This window comes from Aeromonas sp. 602396 (assembly GCF_049173735.1).
In the GTDB taxonomy this organism is placed as follows: Bacteria; Pseudomonadota; Gammaproteobacteria; order Enterobacterales; family Aeromonadaceae; genus Aeromonas; species Aeromonas veronii_A.
In genome coordinates, this window is sequence record NZ_JAAKSD010000006.1 from 147,683 (window position 1) to 165,055 (window position 17,373).

The 17,373-nt window shown below is 55.8% G+C and carries 15 protein-coding genes; 5 read left to right on the forward strand and 10 right to left on the reverse strand.

Annotation, left to right across the window (positions count from 1 at the left end; all coding sequences use genetic code 11):
• Positions 1-182: 182 nt before the first annotated feature.
• From G5229_RS09955 to fabA, 4 genes are all read left to right on the forward strand, one after another.
• Positions 183-518 (forward strand): hypothetical protein, encoded by a 336-nt coding sequence (locus tag G5229_RS09955; protein WP_216953580.1) that lies wholly within the window; start codon positions 183-185, stop codon positions 516-518.
• A 725-nt stretch (positions 519-1,243) separates the two neighbouring features.
• Positions 1,244-1,393, forward strand: a complete 150-nt coding sequence (locus G5229_RS09960; RefSeq protein WP_216953579.1) for a hypothetical protein — start codon at positions 1,244-1,246, stop codon at positions 1,391-1,393.
• Between the two features lie 511 nt (positions 1,394-1,904).
• A complete protein-coding gene (locus G5229_RS09965; protein WP_421209043.1) occupies positions 1,905-3,881 on the forward strand; it encodes a Lon protease family protein in 1,977 nt (658 codons plus the stop codon).
• A gap of 76 nt (positions 3,882-3,957) precedes the next feature.
• Positions 3,958-4,518 (forward strand): 3-hydroxyacyl-[acyl-carrier-protein] dehydratase FabA, encoded by a 561-nt coding sequence (fabA, locus tag G5229_RS09970; RefSeq protein ID WP_421209044.1) that lies wholly within the window; start codon positions 3,958-3,960, stop codon positions 4,516-4,518.
• Between the two features lie 87 nt (positions 4,519-4,605).
• On the opposite strand, the gene rmf is transcribed toward fabA, so the two are convergent.
• The 6 genes from rmf to G5229_RS10000 all read right to left on the reverse strand — a co-directional run bounded on the left by rmf (position 4,606) and on the right by G5229_RS10000 (position 9,877).
• A complete protein-coding gene (gene rmf / locus G5229_RS09975; protein ID WP_005315693.1) occupies positions 4,606-4,785 on the reverse strand; it encodes a ribosome modulation factor in 180 nt (59 codons plus the stop codon).
• A gap of 158 nt (positions 4,786-4,943) precedes the next feature.
• Positions 4,944-6,854 (reverse strand): ABC transporter ATP-binding protein, encoded by a 1,911-nt coding sequence (locus G5229_RS09980; RefSeq protein WP_421209045.1) that lies wholly within the window; start codon positions 6,852-6,854, stop codon positions 4,944-4,946.
• Between the two features lie 73 nt (positions 6,855-6,927).
• Entirely contained in the window at positions 6,928-7,158 is a 231-nt protein-coding gene (locus G5229_RS09985) for a glutaredoxin family protein (RefSeq protein WP_201951089.1), read from the reverse strand.
• Complete coding sequence (rlmKL, locus tag G5229_RS09990; RefSeq protein ID WP_421209046.1) at positions 7,158-9,347, reverse strand: bifunctional 23S rRNA (guanine(2069)-N(7))-methyltransferase RlmK/23S rRNA (guanine(2445)-N(2))-methyltransferase RlmL; 2,190 nt, start codon at positions 9,345-9,347, stop codon at positions 7,158-7,160. Before rlmKL ends, G5229_RS09985 begins: the two co-directional genes overlap by 1 nt.
• Positions 9,348-9,487: 140 nt before the next feature.
• On the reverse strand, positions 9,488-9,613 hold the full coding sequence (gene ykgO / locus G5229_RS09995; RefSeq protein WP_123173069.1) for a type B 50S ribosomal protein L36: 126 nt from the start codon (positions 9,611-9,613) through the stop codon (positions 9,488-9,490).
• Positions 9,614-9,877 carry a type B 50S ribosomal protein L31 gene (locus G5229_RS10000; protein ID WP_042055007.1) on the reverse strand — a complete coding sequence of 88 codons (264 nt, stop codon included), beginning with the start codon at positions 9,875-9,877 and terminating at the stop codon, positions 9,614-9,616.
• Between the two features lie 72 nt (positions 9,878-9,949).
• Between G5229_RS10000 and G5229_RS10005 the strand changes: the two genes are divergently transcribed.
• Positions 9,950-10,270 carry a hypothetical protein gene (locus G5229_RS10005; RefSeq protein ID WP_254204265.1) on the forward strand — a complete coding sequence of 107 codons (321 nt, stop codon included), beginning with the start codon at positions 9,950-9,952 and terminating at the stop codon, positions 10,268-10,270.
• On the opposite strand, the gene G5229_RS10010 is transcribed toward G5229_RS10005, so the two are convergent.
• The 4 genes from G5229_RS10010 to G5229_RS10025 all read right to left on the reverse strand — a co-directional run bounded on the left by G5229_RS10010 (position 10,258) and on the right by G5229_RS10025 (position 17,311).
• The gene (locus G5229_RS10010) at positions 10,258-10,794 is read right to left on the reverse strand and encodes a cell division protein ZapC (RefSeq protein WP_270656823.1); all 537 of its coding nucleotides are present in this window, start codon (positions 10,792-10,794) and stop codon (positions 10,258-10,260) included. The two genes, G5229_RS10005 and G5229_RS10010, sit on opposite strands and share 13 nt — an antisense overlap.
• Before the next feature lie 90 nt (positions 10,795-10,884).
• Entirely contained in the window at positions 10,885-11,895 is a 1,011-nt protein-coding gene (gene pyrD / locus G5229_RS10015) for a quinone-dependent dihydroorotate dehydrogenase (RefSeq protein WP_005336601.1), read from the reverse strand.
• Positions 11,896-11,972: 77 nt separating this feature from the next.
• Positions 11,973-16,811 (reverse strand): NAD-glutamate dehydrogenase, encoded by a 4,839-nt coding sequence (locus G5229_RS10020; RefSeq protein ID WP_421209047.1) that lies wholly within the window; start codon positions 16,809-16,811, stop codon positions 11,973-11,975.
• A gap of 278 nt (positions 16,812-17,089) precedes the next feature.
• Positions 17,090-17,311: a DUF2835 domain-containing protein gene (locus tag G5229_RS10025; RefSeq protein ID WP_033136823.1), complete on the reverse strand. Its 222-nt coding sequence runs from the start codon at positions 17,309-17,311 to the stop codon at positions 17,090-17,092.
• Positions 17,312-17,373: the final 62 nt, after the last annotated feature.

The following is a 17,373-nucleotide window of genomic DNA, read 5'->3' on the forward strand; positions in this document are numbered from 1 at the left end:
GTGATTCATTAAGGTCTCATTCAAGCTGGTGCCGTTATTTTGTACTTCTCTGGATAGCAACCGGTTCAGGGAACAGCAGGGCTGTTAAGAACGAGCAGGTAGCCATCCGCGGGATCAATATTTATTCCGTATCAGAGAGAAAAATAACCAAATCGCTTGCTCAAACATCGAGACAACCCCCTATGCCGATAGACATTATCAAGAAGACCTACAAGATTGTCGGACAAGGCGATCTGATGGCGCAATTTACCCTTATCCCCTCAGGCACGTTGAATATCTGGTTTCCCGAAACAGGATTGCAGATGGAGGCACCCTGTAGCCAACTTCGTTTTGAAAATGACACCCTGCTCTATACCAACGGCATGCACTACAGCCAGGCGAGAGCATTCTGGTCGTTAACACTTCACTCTGTCGATATGAATGAACTGAAGAGGTTAATCATGGATATGTGCAGCAATGTCCACATATCCCATCCGCGAACGCCCATACCCAAACGCAAACATTGGCTAATAGCCTGATCAGCCGGAATGAAAGAACAAGACCCGTCTCGCAAAAGGCGGGTCTTTTTCATTCTCTCTGTGGAGTGCATTGAGGTCTAAAAAGGTGATTTGATGACTTATACGAATGGTCATCGTCGTGGGCTACCGAAAACTCTCAGGAGCCAGACGCCACCTAACGTAAATATATGAATGGTTACGTTAAATTCACCATTATAAAAGTCACGGAAACCAAGAGGGAAGGGAGCGCTTATTGCATCAAGGGCATTGATGATCCGGCACTGTTGTAAGTGTGAACTATTCAATACGGGAAATTTGCATTTTTAGCATTTTGAGTAAGGGCAGGGGATCTGTCCACCCATTAAGGCGACTACTTTAACTAGGTCAAGACAGCCTCTAATAGTGGACTCTTGTCTCAAGATGGGACATTTGTGGTTTCAGAATATCGACTAAGGGGAGGGGACATGGTCCCAAGACATGTTCGGGTACAGCTAAATGAGCAGTTGGTGAACTAGCCAATTCTATTGCCAACGCTATGGCACCAAGCACGATGCATTGCCTGCTTTAGGTGAGGTTCTTCTGCATTTGGCTGCAAGGTATCAAGATGGTTCTTCATCAAGGATCGCATTGACCGGAGTTGTGTCGCCGTAGTGGTTAAATTCACTCAATGTTATCTCTCACAGAGATGCCGATAAATGGGGTTATCGGCATAATTTGTAAAGACTCTGTTATTTTTGACCTTCAACATGTCTCACCCAGAAATGACCGAGATCATCAGCGTCCTGCAAACCGGCAGCGCCTGGCCTGTGGATGTGGTGCGGCGCATCAGCCCAGGGGAAATGTCCGACGAGCTCCATGCTGCACGCCGCGAGGTCGCACCAATCGATCATGCCTGAGCCATTCAACCCGGTGAGCAATGTTTAGGGCTGGCCTATAGCACTAGCGTTCACCGACAGGCCACGGGCGCGGGCCTCCCGCAGGCAGCGCTGCCAAAAGTACCTGCCACTGGGCGAATCCCATTTAACCTGGTAACGACTGGATAGCCAACAAATCGCCTCCAGCGGCAGATCCACAACGGGGTGTCCTTATGAATCAACACCAACGCACCGGCCAACGGGAACACGTCGAACCACAGCAACTGGTGGTCATCGGGCACACTGATATCTAGCTGCCGAAACCGATGGCGCCGCAGTGGTGTCAACAGATCGACACCGGCGGTTAATGCATCCAGCAAGAGTCGATCCTGTGGGCGACGGCTGTGTTTCATCGGAAATAACTCCAAAACGTAGAACCCCATCACTGCGCATAATGCATATTATGTTAAATATAGTATCTTGTTTCCTGTCACCGCTTATTGAACTGTGTATAATGGCAACAATTGATCCTATCTTCGACCGGATGTCTTAAGTGGCTGAATTAACATCAGAACAATTAAAACCCGCTTTTGCGATTGAACAGTTCCCCAGGCTTTGTGAGCTTGAGCCCATCCCCTTTGCCGCTCTGCAACCCAGAGCAATCTCCGGTATCAAACGTCTGGCCAGTTTTGATGGTGATTGCCCGGTTATGCTGCTCAACGGTTTCCCCGGTGCCGATTATGAAGATGTGTGCCGCACTCTGATTGCCGACTCCAATGGTAAGGATGGCGATCTGTTCGACCTCTGCTATACCGAGAATCTCAACAACCCGTTCAAACCTATCTGGCTGCGACTGCAACCCGGTACTGGCGTTGAGTTTTGCGAAATGGTTGGCGAGCTACTCAAGTTGCTTAGCCACCATCTCGATGCCGAGCGAATCGTAACCCGCATCATGCGCAAGCAAAACAACGATCCAAAGATCGATGACTTTCTCTCGGATCTGGCGGCCCATGTGGCATTGGGACTGGAGTTTCAGCATCCGGTGCTGATCAACCTGCTTATTCATCACGAAGAGCAGGAAGCACCGGTAATTTACGGTCGTGATCTCAACTGGGATACCCTGTTTGGTTCCATCAACTATCAGACAGAACAGGGTTCTGTCTACGCGAATCAGCACTTGCTGGAACCAGGTTTGCTACGTCAGGCCAATGGTGGCTACCTTATTCTTCAACTGGATGAGCTGCTCGACCAGCCTCATCTTTGGTTTAAGCTCAAAAATGCTATGCAAAAAGGCGAGCTGGACTGGAACGCCTATCAGGAAGGCAAGACACTAACCCCCTTCTTTGCACCTGAAGCGACCCCCATCAAGCTCAAGCTGATCTTGGTGGGTGACCGACTGGACGTGGCTGAGTTCCAGATGCTGGATCGTGACATGTCAGAGCGTATATTCCTGCGCGCCGACCTAGTATCCGAAGTAAACATAGAGGAAGACCTGCAGGAGTTTCTGCAGTATCTGGCCTGGTTACGTGAACGCTGGAACTTGCTGGATTTCACACCGGCAGCCCTTGTCGCACTCTGTCGCCATGCCAGCAGACTCTGTGATCACCAGGAGTGGCTCTCTCTCTCCGCGGTACAACTCTCCGCCATCATGAGGATGGCTGACAGTCTGGCACGGGAGCTGGAAGCGGAAGAGGTCACCGACGAGCACATTCGTGGTGCGCTGGAGGAGCAGGATTATCGCCTCAACTATCTGGTTGAGCAGTCCGATCAGGGGGTTATCGACGGCCAGATCCTGCTGCAGACTGATGGTGAAGAGATTGGCCAAATTAATGGTCTCTCCGTCATTCAGGTCTCCGGTCACCCATATGACTTTGGCGAACCGGTACGCCTGACCGCCACTGTTCACTTGGGTGATGGCGACGTGGCGGATATCGAGCGCAAGGCTGAACTGGCTGGCCATATTCATGCCAAGGCGATGATGATCATTCACGGCTACCTCTCCAACAAGTTCGGTGCCGAGAACCCCTCCCCTCTGTCGGCCAATCTGGTATTCGAGCAGTCTTACCACGAAATCGATGGTGACAGTGCCTCCCTGACCGGCCTGTGTGCCCTGCTCTCTGCCCTCGCCCGCCAGCCTATTTACCAGCACTTTGCGGTAACGGGTGCGGTCGACCAGTTTGGCAATGTGCAGGCCGTTGGCGGCGTCAACGAGAAGATCGAAGGCTTCTTCCGGGTGTGCAAGATCCACGGTCTGACTGGCAAACAAGGCATCCTGCTGCCCGGCACCAACGCCCAGCAACTCAACCTCTCTGATGAGGTGATCGCCGCAGTTGAAGCGGGACAGTTCCATATCCACCCTGTAGATCATGTGGAAGAGGCTATCGAGCTCTTGACTGGCTGTGTGGCGGGTGAGCCTGACATGCCCGATACCCTGTTCGGCCGCATTCAGGAGCGACTGGATGAGCTGAACGGCAGCACGGCGAAAGTCGGGCTGCTGCGCGCCCTTCTTGATCGGCTGTTTGGCCGCTAATGAAGTGATCGGAGTTGTTTAGCGCACATCTGTACGCTAAATTGGCGCAGCTTTACTCATTTGAAGGAAACTCAGCGTGACCGTAGACAATTCGACCCTGGAAGCCCGCCTTTCTCTGTGTGAACAGGGCAAGAACTCTTTTACCCGTGAAGAGCTGCTGGCTTGCAGCCATGGCGAACTCTTTGGTGAGGGTAACAGTCAGCTGCCCGCCCCTAACATGTTGATGATGGATCGCATCGTCAAGATCAATGACAACGGTGGCGAGCACGGTAAGGGCGAGATCCTGGCAGAGCTCGACATTACCCCCGATCTCTGGTTCTTCGATTGCCACTTCCCGGGTGATCCCGTGATGCCGGGCTGTCTCGGTCTGGATGCCATGTGGCAGCTGGTTGGCTTCTTCCTCGGCTGGAAAGGCGGCCCGGGCAAAGGCCGTGCGCTGGGTGTCGGTGAAGTGAAATTTACCGGCCAGATCCTGCCGACCGCCAAGAAAGTGACCTACAAGATCACCTTCAAGCGAGTCATCAATCGCAAACTGGTGATGGGCATTGCCGATGGTGTCGTTGAAGTTGACGGCCGCCCCATCTATAGCGCAACCGACCTGAAAGTGGGCCTGTTCCAGGACACTACCGCATTCTGATTGATGCGAACCTGAATGTGGCGAAAGCCACAACGCAAAGGGGCCACAACGGCCCCTTTCCTTTTGTAATGAGTGATGAAGTACCTGCTACTTCATGAAGAGGCCTGAGCCCCGCCCTTCCATGGCGTCACGCCAACCACCAAGCCAATGCCCACGGGCATCCAGGCATTGATACGGACACGCTTCTTTCTGTTTGCCGACCACGCCAGCCTGATAACCACGAGCACGAGCTCTTTCCAGACGGTCCCGCTTCTGTCTCTTCATCATCTACGACCCTCTTCGTGGAACAAAAAAAGCGACCAAATTCTCATCGGTCGCTTTCATCTTTACTCCTGCGAGCGCACTCGGTCAAACAAAAACTTCCACCCTAACCGGGCTATGTGACACAAGGCACTGAACTGGATTAAGTTTTAATTACAGGGAACTCACTCCTGATTTTTGAGTCCTTCCAGCTCTTCCCAACGAGCAAATGCCTCCTCCAGCGCCGTCTCGGCGGCACTCAATGCGGCCAGTTTGGGCTGGGTCTGCTCGCTTGGCAGGGAGAAGAAACCGTGCTGGTTGATCTCGCTTTGCAGCGCATCCAGCTCGGCTTCCAGCTGCTCAAGACGCGCCGGCAGACCATCCAGTTCAAGCTGTAGCTTGTAGGAGAGTTTTTTGCCTTTCTTCGGCGCTTCGCTCACTGTGGCTACCGGCTCGGGAGCCTTCACAGGCGTGCTCTTGGCCTGTTGCTGAGCACGCTGCTGCTCGCGGGTCGCCATCATGTCGGCATAGCCGCCCACGTAGTCGCTGATGCGGCCATCCCCCTCAAACAGCCAGCAACCGGTTACCGTATTGTCGATGAAGCGACGATCGTGACTGACCAGCAGCAGAGTGCCTGGATAGTCCGCCAGCAGCTCTTCCAGCAGCTCCAGAGTCTCGACGTCGAGGTCGTTGGTCGGTTCGTCGAGGATCAGCAGGTTGCTGGGTTTAAGGAACAGCTTGGCCAGCAGCAAACGGTTTTTCTCACCGCCAGAAAGCGCCTTGACCGGCGTTCTGGCCCTCTTGGGTTCAAACAGGAAGTCCTGCAGATAGCCGAGGATATGGCGGGAGCGACCGCGCACCATCACTTCCTGCTTGCCCTCCCCGACGTTGTCCACCACCGTCTGCTCGGGATCGAGCTGTTCGCGGTACTGATCGAAGTAGGCCACTTCCAGATTGGTACCCTGACGCACCGAACCACGAGTGGCATCTAGCTGACCCAGCAGCAGCTTGATCAGGGTCGACTTGCCGCAACCGTTGGGGCCGACCAGCGCAATCTTGTCCCCACGCAGCACCTGCAGATCCAGCCCCTCGAACAGGGTGCGATCACCAAAGTCGAGTCCCAACCCTTCAGCTTCAAATACCAGCTTGCCGGAGCGGCTCGCCTCGTCGAGTTGCAGCTTGGCTTTGCCCTGCAGTTCGCGACGCTGGGTACGCTCCATGCGCATCGCCTTGAGGGCGCGCACTCGCCCCTCGTTACGGGTACGGCGCGCCTTGATCCCCTGGCGTACCCACACCTCCTCCTGCGCCAGCTTGCGATCGAACTCAGCATTTTTCAGCTCTTCGACCCGCAGCCACTCCTCTTTGCCCTGCTGGTACTCGTCATAGTTGCCGGGCCAGGAGGTGATCACGCCGCGATCGAGATCGATGATCCGGGTCGCCAGCTTGTGGATGAACTCACGGTCGTGGGAGATGAAAACGATGGCGCCACGGAAATCCTTGAGGAACTCTTCCAGCCAGTTGATGGCCTCGATATCCAGGTGGTTGGTCGGCTCATCGAGCAGCAGCAGATCGGGATCGCATGCCAGTGCACGGGCCAGCGCTACCTTGCGCAGCCAGCCACCGGAGAGACTGTCGAGGGTCACGTCAGGATCAAGACCAAGCAGGGTCAGCACCTGATTGATGCGGGTCTCGTACTGCCAGCCATTCTGATAATCGAGCTGCTCCTGCAGCTGGCTCATCTTGCGAATGTTGGCATCGGACGGGTCACTCGCCAGCGCCATGGAGACGTGGTGATACTGCTTGAGCAGCTCACCGACTCCGGCCAGCCCTTCGGCGGCGTAATCAAACACGGTGAGCTCGCTCGAGGTGGGCGGATCCTGCTCAAGACGAGTCACTTTCAAGTCCTGCTGCAACACCAGACGGCCATCATCGAGGGGCAATTCACCGGCAATTACCTTCATCAGGGTGGACTTGCCCGCCCCGTTGCGGCCCACCAGACAGAGGCGCTCGCCTCGCTCTATGGTCAGCTCGGCCTTGTCGAGCAACGGAAAATCACTGAACGACAGACACGCGCCGTGCAATGTTAAAAGAGCCATGTTCGTTCCTTATCTCATATGAAAAAACGGGCAACAGACTGGGTCTGATCCCGTTTCATCGTCAAATCACAAATCAACCCTGACGAGCGAGCCAGCCTTTGAGCTCCACCAGCGTGAAGGGCCAGCCCAGCTCGCGGCCAGCCTCGTCCCGCAGCACCGGAATACGCACCCGATAGGCCTCAAGCCAGCTGGCATCGTCCATGATGTCGCAGCGGCGGGTCACATCGCTTGCCCCCGCCTCCTCCACCAGCGCCCAAGCTTGCTCACACAGGTGGCAACCGTCGGTGTGAAACAGGGTCAGCATCAAGCCTCAGCCTCCGCATGGGTGATGATCCAGCAGTTGTGGATGTGCTGGTTGCGCTCGAAATCCTTGGGCCGGGTCTTGCCGGTGATGTTCTGCGCTTTGAGACCGATGGCCTCGAGACCGGCCAGATCCATCTTGAAGTGGCGCTTGTTGTTGGAGAACACCAAGGTGCCACCAGCAGCCAGCAACCGCTTCAGGTGCTGCATGAGCAGCAGGTGATCGCGCTGCACATCGAAGCTCTCATCCATCCGCTTGGAGTTGGAGAAGGTGGGCGGATCGATGAAGATGAGGTCGTACTGCTCGTCCGCTTCAGACAGCCACTTCAGGCAGTCAGCCTGCACGAACTTGTGCTGACGGCCCACCAGCGAGTTGAGGCGCATGTTGTCCTGTGCCCAGTTGAGGTAAGTGCGCGACATATCCACTGTGGTGGTCTCGCTGGCACCGCCAAGACCCGCGTGCACGGTGGCACTGCCGGTGTAGGCAAAGAGGTTCAGGAAGCGCTTGCCCTTGGCCATCTGACCCAGCATGCGGCGGGTCTGACGATGGTCGAGGAACAGACCGGTATCGAGGTAGTCGTAGAGGTTGACCCACAGACGGGCACCATACTCCTGCACTTCCATCCGGTGCTGCTCTTCGGATAGCTTCTGGTACTGCTGCTTGCCCTCCTGACGCTCGCGTACTTTCAGGATCACCTTCTCGCCGTCCATCCCGGTCACCTTGATGGCGGCTTGCACCATGTCGAGCAGACGCTGACGGGTCTTCTGGGCAGGAATATCCTTGGGCGCCGCGTACTCCTGCACCACCAGATAGTCCTGATAACGGTCGATGGCGGCGTTGTACTCAGGCAGGTCGGCGTCGTAGAGACGGTAGCAGTCGAGATTCTCTTTCTTGGCCCACTTCTCGAGCGCCTTCAGATTCTTGCGCAGACGGTTGGCAAAGTCCTGTGCCACCTCTTTTTGCGAGGCCACGGAGTCCAGTGCGATTTGATAATTGCGCAGCTGACACTCGAGAGCACCGTTGAACAGGCGATACTGCTTGTCGGCGCGCAGGCGCAGACAGCTCAGCAGCTCGGGCGATGCGGACAGAATGGAGACTTTCCAACCCTGGAAGCTACGACGCAGAGCATCGCCCAGCGCCTGGTGCACTTCCAGCAGCGCCGGAAATTCGCCAAGACGCTCGCCATAAGGCGGGTTGGAAATGAGCATACCGACCTTGCGGGCCTCCCCTTGACCTTCTTCCCCTTCAACAGGGGCAGGCATCGGCAGCGGGTTTTCCAGCTTGGTGACATCGGCTTGCTTGAAGGTGATGAGGTGCGCCACACCTGCCGCTTTGGCGTTATCACGGGCTTTGAGGAGCACGCGCTGGTCGGCATCACAACCAAACAGTTTTACTTCGCAACGCTGCATGCCGCGTTTGGCACGTACTTGTGCTTCCATCATCAGGCTCTGCCACAGCTCGCTATCATGCTGCAGCCAGCGATCGAAACCGAAGCGCTCGCGACGCAGCGCCGGCGCCATGTCGGCGGCGATAAAGGCCGCTTCGATCAGCAGCGTACCGGAACCGCACATCGGGTCCATCATGGGCTCACCGGCCCAGCCACTACGGGCAATCATGGCGCAGGCTAGGTTTTCTTTGAGCGGAGCTTCACCGGTGCCCTGACGATAGAAACGCTGATGCAACGCCGGGCCTGACAAGTCCAGCGTGATATTGGCCTTGCCTTTGCCCAGGTGCGCCATGATGCGAATATCCGGCGACTTCTTGTCCACGTCCGGACGCACGTGACCGCGCTTGGTGAAGCGGTCGACGATGGCATCCTTGATTTTCAGCGCGCCATATTGGGTATTGCGAATGGCAGGGTTGGTACCGGTAAAGTCCACCGCGATGGTAGCGGTACCGGAGAAGTGCTCTTCCCAGGGGATTGTGTGGGCGCCCAGATAGAGATCCAGATCATCGTTCATCTGGAATTCAGACAGCACCAGCACGATGCGGGAGGCAAAACGGCTCCACAGGCAGGCCTTGTAGCCAATCGCCAATTCGCCTTTGAAATGGACGCCAGCCACGGTCTCACGGACCTGCTCTGCGCCAAGATTGGTCAGCTCATCGGCCAACAGGTTTTCCAGCCCCTTGGGGCAGGTTGCAAAAAATTCTTTCATCACGCTCACGGGGAACCCATAAAAATAGTGCCGCATTATACCTCATCAGGCGGACTGGAGCATGCAAAAGTCGGCGCAAACAGCAGGATGGAAACAGATTGATATGGGGCGATAAAGGTAAAAGGCCCCATGACTACCCGATGGCGAGATCATGGGGCCAGACATCATTTAGCGGCTCACTTCATGCGAGCCTTGAAACGGGGATTGCTTCTGCAAATCACGAACAATTTGCCGCGGCGGCGCACCAACTGACAATCGGGATGACGCGCCCGTGCGGATTTGAGTGAACAGACGACCTGCATTCAGGACTCCTTCTTGCTTGAAAATGCGCCAAAACGCTTGTTGAAACGGGCAACACTTCCCTCACTAGAAACCTGCTTCTGCTTGCCGGTATAAAACGAGTGCGACTGGCTGGAAACATCGAGCGATACATAGGGATACTCCTTCCCGTCTTGCCACGTATAGCGGCGATCGCTCTTGATGGTTGAACCGACCAGGAAAAAGGCATCTGCCGCCGTGTCATGGAACAGCACCAAACGATAATCCGGGTGAATATGAGACTTCATGGCAACTCCATTTTGTTATGTTATAACAAAATGTAAGTGAGAATAGCTCTCGTTTCAAGCAAAAAATGTCGTATGAAGAACATCGCTGCAGTGAGTGATGTGTTGATAGTTAGGGGGAGACACTACGCAAGCAGAACGAAACAAGAGGAAGACACCATGCTTGCAGCACGGAAGACCAAGATACTGCGTGGGTTAGAACACAAGGTGCAAGTGGATGTAACAAGCCTCAAGAGAGGCTGGATCACAACCATGAAGATCAATGAGAATGGGCAATATGTACGCGGATCAATGAAGTATCAGAAACGAGGCGCGATTGAGGTGACAACAGTAAAAAGAGGCAGCGGTGTAATCACAGAGATAAAAAGATTGGTGAAAAGATATCAACTGACCTGACGATATTGCTCGGTCACGGTAATACGCGGCTTCATCCGGTTATTCATCACCTTGATCACCCCGAAACGCGGCAGAGTTTTACTGGTGGTCAATACCAGATCGGCTGTGAGGTTCAAACAGACGCTGGCCTGCTCCCCTGCCTCAATGACCATAAATTCGCCGTTACCATGGGGTGTATTCATCAGGACCAGATCACCGTTTTGCGGGATCACTTGCGGATGTTGTTCACTAAAAAACCAGCTTTGCGGCATCAGGGGTTTATAAAAGCGACTGACCGCGATGGCATTAAGCACCAACTGAACCTGATGGGGAATACTCCACTCAAGTTCGGCTGCTTTATCCATCAACTGATAATAGAGGGCGGCATCATCGACACAAAAAGGCTGGGCTGCAAACGAACTGGGCACCAATTGTCGCCCTTTATACTCGGTCGCAAATAACATGTTATCAGACAGGTCCAACATCAGACGGTCACTCTGGGCATCATAGTGCCATTGCCAGCTATCGGTCGGTTGGATAAACATGTTGGAGCCCTTACTTGATAATTACCAGTTGACTTTATTCCATATGCAGGAAATCAGCAACGTCAAATAAAGGGCTCCGCCATCTATTTCTTAAATATTGGTCACAATCTCTTTGACCAACCCCGGCCCTTTATAAATAAAGCCGCTATAAATTTGTACCAGACTGGCACCGGCGGCCAATTTTTCACGGGCGGCCATGGCACTATCAATACCACCCACACCGATAATTGGCAGAGCACCATTGAGCGCCTTGGCCAGATGACGGATCACCTCGGTACTCTTGTGCTGCAGCGGACGACCGCTCAAGCCACCCGCTTCACCGGCGTGGGGCATGTCATAAATCATCTCGCGCTCGAGGGTGGTATTGGTGGCGATAACCCCATCAATACCATTCCGTACCAGCGACGCGGCCACCTGATCTATTTCTTCAAGGCTTAAATCCGGGGCAATTTTAACCGCCAGCGGCACATACTTTTTATATTGGGCGGCCAGCTCTTGCTGACGCACCTTGAGGGCGGCCAGCAATTCATCCAGCGCCTCGCCATATTGCAGTGAACGCAAACCCGGGGTGTTGGGGGAAGAGATATTGACGGCAATATAACCGGCATGATCATAAACCTTGTCCATGCAGATCAGGTAATCATCCTTGCCCTGTTCGATGGGAGTGTCTTTGTTTTTGCCGATATTAATGCCGATGACTCCCTGATATTTGGCCTCTTTTACCTTGGCCACCAGATGATCCACCCCCTTGTTGTTGAATCCCATCCGGTTGATGATCCCCTCTGCCGGAATAACCCGGAACAGGCGCGGCTTGTCATTACCGCTTTGGGGTCTGGGGGTGACGGTACCGACTTCGATAAAACCAAATCCCATGGCGCCCAGCGCGTCAATGCACTCACCATCTTTATCCAGACCGGCCGCCAATCCCACCGGATTGGCAAAAGAAAGCCCCATGACAGTGACGGGGCGTTTCGGCAAATTCTGGCGGAAGAAACAATCGAGTGGCGTACCGAGAAGGCGGGGCAAATATTTCATGGAGAGATCGTGAGCCTGTTCCGGATTGAGTTTGAACAGGAAATGCCTGGCGATGGGGTACAACATCTTTGCTCCTTAAAGAAAGCCCCGGCAACTGGCCGGGGCTTTAGGTGTAATGTCGGTGTCATGCCTTAATCTGGCAATTAAAGTGCCCGACAATTCAACTGGAGCAGGTTCAACTCTCGCAAGGCCACCGAGAACTTGGCGAACTCGTGGGTACTGGTGGTCTTGAAGTCGGCCAACATGTGGGTCCAACGGGACAAGAGTTGCTCATGCTCCGAAATCCAGTCGGCCAGTATGGTAGCGCATTCTCCCTGATCTTTGCACCCTTCCAGTACCACAGAAGTGAGACTGCGTTGCTGCCAGTCAAGATCTTCGCGGAAGGAGGCACGCGCCATCGCCTGCCAGTGGTTGCCGACCGGCTGATGGTTGATCTGGTCGAGGAACCAGTGCAGATCAAGCTTGGCCCCGAGGCGATAGTAAACATTTGCGGCGCGCAGGATATCGGTCTTGTGCTCCGCGGCAATTTGCGCCAGATCCAGGCTGGAGAAGAGGCTGCTCATATGGGCGACCTGACGGGCAATGGCCTCCGGCACCTGTTTCTCCATCCACTTGGCGACAGCCTGACGATGCTCGGCCACTTCGCTCTCATCCATGACCTCGTAGAGGTGCTTCCCTAAGGTTTCGAACGCCGGGCGGAAGAAGGCGATGTTCTCGCTGATACTCCAGCTGCGATTGCGAGCACGCAGGAACCAGCGGGTGGCTCGGCGCACAATGCGGCGGCTGTAGAACATCAGTTCGAGCTGAGTCTGGGCATCCACCAGGTTGTCGCACCCTTCGATATCGCGCCACAGCTGGTTCATGCCAAACACTTCGCGGGCCATGGCAAAGCAGCAGGCCACTTCCGCCACCGAGGCTCCGGTCTCGTCCTTCATCCGGCTGGCGAAGTTGAGCCCCATGTCATTGACCAACATGTTGGCCACCCGGGTAGCGATGATCTCGCCGCGTAGCGGGTGATCGGCCAGCTGTGCACCAAACTGCTGCTGCACCTTGGCCGGGAAGCTGGTGACCAGCATGTTAGCGAGGAAGGGCTCGTCGGTCACTTCCGGGCAGTTGAGCTGCTCTTTCAGCACCATCTTGCCGTAGGCCACCAGCACTGCCAGTTCGGGGCGGGTCAGTCCCTGCCCTGCCGCCATCCGCTCGGAAAGCTCCTCATCGGATGGCAGGAACTCCAGCGCACGATCGAGCTTGCCTTCCCGCTCCAGCCCCTGAATAAAGCGCTGCTGCTCTTTCAGTTGTTCAGAGCCGCGGAAGCTGGTGACCGAGATGGACTGGGACTGGCGATAGGCGTTGGTGATCACGATCTGCGCCACGTCGTCGGTCATCTCATACAGCATCTGGTTACGCTGCTTGAGCGTCAGATCCCCTGCCGCCACCAATTGGTTGAGCAGGATCTTGATGTTCACCTCGTTGTCAGAGCAGTCCACCCCGCCCACGTTGTCGGTAAAATCGGTATTGATGCGACCGCCCTGACTGGCGTACTCCACCCGACCGAGCTGGGTAAAGCCGAGGTTGCCCCCCTCACCCACGATGCGGGCCCGCAGATCGCGACCATTGACCCGCAGAGCATCGTTACTGCGATCGCCCACCTCGGCATCGCTCTCGCGGGCGCTCTTCACATAGGTGCCGATGCCGCCATTCCACAGCAGGTCTACATTGAGGCAAATCAGCGCCTTGATCAGCTCGTTCGGCGCCATGCTGGTCTTGTCGGTGCCGAGCAGGGTCTGCATCTCGGGGCTCAGCTTGATGGACTTGGCCGAGCGCAGGAAGATACCGCCCCCTTGTGATATCAGCTCGCGGTTGTAGTCATCCCAGCTGGAGCCCGGCAGATCGAACAGGCGCTGGCGCTCGACAAAACTCTTGGCCGCATCCGGAGTGGGGTCAACGAAGATGTGCATGTGGTTGAACGCGCCCACCAGCCGGGTGTGCTCGGAGAGCAGCATGCCGTTGCCGAACACGTCGCCCGCCATGTCCCCAATCCCCACGCAAGTGAAGTCGGTGGTCTGGCAGTTGACGCCAATTTCACGGAAGTGACGCTTGACCGACTCCCAGGCGCCGCGGGCGGTGATACCCATCTTCTTGTGGTCGTAACCGACCGAGCCGCCGGAGGCGAATGCATCGCCGAGCCAGTGGCCATATTCGAGGCTTATTTCGTTGGCGATGTCGGAGAATGTGGCTGTGCCCTTGTCGGCAGCGACCACCAGGTAGTAGTCATCCTCATCGTGACGCACCACGGATTTGGGCGGGATCACCTCGCCGCCGATGATGTTGTCAGTCACATCGAGCAGACCGCGGATAAACAGGCGATAACAGGCCTTGCCCTCCTCCTGGATAACGGCGCGAGGCGCCCCCACCGGCATCTGTTTGCAGTAGAAACCGCCCTTGGCCCCCACCGGCACAATGACGGTGTTCTTCACCTGCTGGGCTTTCACCAGACCCAGCACTTCGGTGCGGAAGTCCTCTTTGCGATCGGACCAGCGCAGACCGCCACGAGCCACTTTACCCCAGCGCAAATGTACCCCTTCCACCCGCGGCGAGTAGACGAAGATCTCGAATTTCGGCAGCGGCAGTGGCATGTCGGTGATGCTGGACGGCGCCAGTTTGAAGGAGATGTAGGGCTTGATGTTGCCCGCCTTGTCCAGCTGGTAGTAGTTGGTGCGCAGGGTAGCGTCAATCATCTCCACATAGCGGCGGATGATGCGATCGTCATCCAGGTTGGCCACCTGATCCAGCTTGGCGGCCAGCTCCTCGTGCAACTTGGCCTGTACCTTGGCGTCCTGCTTGCCGGCCGGATCGAGGCGCTGTTCGAACAGGGTGAACAGCAATTGGGCAATATCCGGGTAGCGGGTCAGAGTCTCTTCGATATAGGACTGGCTGAAGGAGACGCCGGTCTGGCGCATGTATTTGGCATAGGCGCGCAGCACCGACACCTGACGGCCGGTGAGACCCGCCCCCAGCACCAGCCGGTTGAAGCCGTCATCTTCCAGCTGCTTGTTCCAGATGGCGGCAAAGGCTTGCTGGAAGCGTTGCTGACTCTGGGCCAGATCAAAGGGCTGCTCGCCGTGCAGCAACATGGAGAAGTCGAGGATCCAGAACAGATCGCCACCCGGAGTGCGTACCTGATACGGGGTCTCACCGATCACCCGCAGTCCCATGTTTTCCAGCATCGGCAGTACATCGGAGAGGTGAATGGGCTCGGTGCGATGGAACAACTTGAGCCGTACCCGACGATCGTTCTCCTCCTCCTGCGCGCGGTAGAACAGCATGCCGAGTGGCTCGGCTTCGCTCAGGTTATCGAGCGCCATGATGTCGGCCACGGCCGAGCCCGGCAGCACATCTTCCTTGTAAGCGCGAGGGAAGGCAGTGCTGAAACGGCGGCGCAACTCATTGCCACGGGCTTCGCCATAGTGGGAAAGCAGCACGGAGTCGAGTCTGTCGTCCCAGCTGCGGGCCGCTTCAATCAGGTTGTTCTGTACTTCGTTCACATCCACATCCACGTTATTGTTGTTGACCCGCACTATGTAGTGGGTCCGCGCCAGCACGCCTTCGGTGAAGTAGACGTTGAACTCCACCTCTTCATTGCTGCCAAAATATTTCTGCAAAATTTGCTGGGTCTTGATCCGCAGCGCCGTGTTGTAGCGCTCCTTGGTGACATAGACCATGCAAGAGAAGAAACGACCATAGACATCCCGGCGCACGAATAGCCGAAGCATGTCCCGCTCCTGCATCTCCAGTACGCCAAGGCCGGTAGCCAGTAGTTCCTCTTCACGGGCCTGGATCAGCTCGTCACGGGGATAGGTTTCCAGCACGTTGAGCAGCGCCTTGTAGGCGTGGGAGCCCTTCTCGTGACCGGAGGCGGCCATGATGCGCTCGAGTCGATGGCTGATGAGCGGGATCTGGGTCGCGCTGGTGTTGTAGATGGAAGAGGCGTAGAGACCGATGAAGCGATCTTCCCCGATCACCTTGCCATGCTCGTCAAAGCGCTTGATGCCAATGTAATCCACATAAGCCGGACGGTGCACCCGGGACTTGCTGTTGGATTTGGTGAGGATCAGCAGATCAGAACTCAGAGCGGCGTGACGGGCGCTGGCTGGCATGTTGCCAAGGCGCTGACCCACCTCCTTGATGGAGTTTTTCATCAGCCCCAGGCTGGAGCTCGCCTGCGGCAGGATCTCGTGATCCCCCTCCACCGCCTTGACGTCGTAACGGCGATAACCCATCAGGGTGAAGTTGTGGGCAGCCACCCATTTGAGGAAAGCAACGCAGGAGGCCACCTCCTCCTTGCTGACCGGGTGCTTGCGCTTGGGCAGTTCGTCAATGATCTCATTGAGCTTGGCCAGCATGGGCTGCCAGTCGCCGACTGCCAGTGCCACTTCACCTGCCACCGAGTTGAGCTCGGTAGCCAGCGCGGCCATCTGCTCCTCGCTGGTGAGGTGATCGATCTCGATAAGGAAGGCCGTTTCAACCGAGGTCTGCCCGTCGGTGTTGCCGAGCTCCAGAATGGCGTCAATCTTGCCATCCGCTCCACGAATGAGGTGCAGCGGTTGGTGCAGCATCATGTGGGCGGTGATATTGAGTCGCTTGAGCGCCATCCGGATGGAGTCGACCAGGAAGGGGGAGTCCTGCAGGATCACCTCGACGATGGTATGGGGCGATTGCCAGCCGTGACGGGTCAGCTCGGGATTGTAGACCCGGATGTAGGGATCAGTACCGCTGCGCTGATTGAGGGCATTCCACAGGCTCAGGGCCGCACCGTAGAGATCGCTGTCATTACGATCGTGCAGGTCGGAACTCGCCATGTTGCCGTAGAACTTGGCAACGAAGCGCTCGACCAGAGAGGCGCTGTTTTTGGGCAACTTTTGATGGATCAGGCTGAGAACGTTTTCGAGCAGAACTGAGGTAGGGGCGTCTTTCAATGCCATTTTTATATTCCTTATCGGACGACATTAACCACCGACGCAGAGGCAACCACCCTGGTTACCCGCTGGTGCAGAGTTGTTGCGAAGTGTAATGGCTTGGATAAGGGAAGGCGAGGAAAGGTGCTAACGAGATGTTAAAAACAAGGTGCAGATCACGGCTTAAACTGTGAGAAATTTTGCAAATAACCAAAAATACAGAAATTCCCACTACCTTTGTGCCAGTTTACCGGATAGATAGTGACGCAAAGCAGATAAACAGTCGGTAATCTGTTCGATTTTTGTTAATTTATGCGTTCGAGACTGATAAAGCGGTAATCGTCCTGGGTTTTCAGCCGAAAGTAGCCATGCACACCATTGATGGCGACAAAGGGGCGTATTTTTTCTATGCCAAGCTCCAGGGTCAACCCCTGTTCGCTGCGCACCACCAGCCGTCTGGCATGGCCCTGATACATCAGCATCACCTCGTCACTGCTCAATGAGAGCCGAAAAGTAAACTGCTTCACGCTTGCTCCTGATCACACGGCACATCAATGTGGGGCAAGAGCGTTATCGCCCCTGCCCCGTC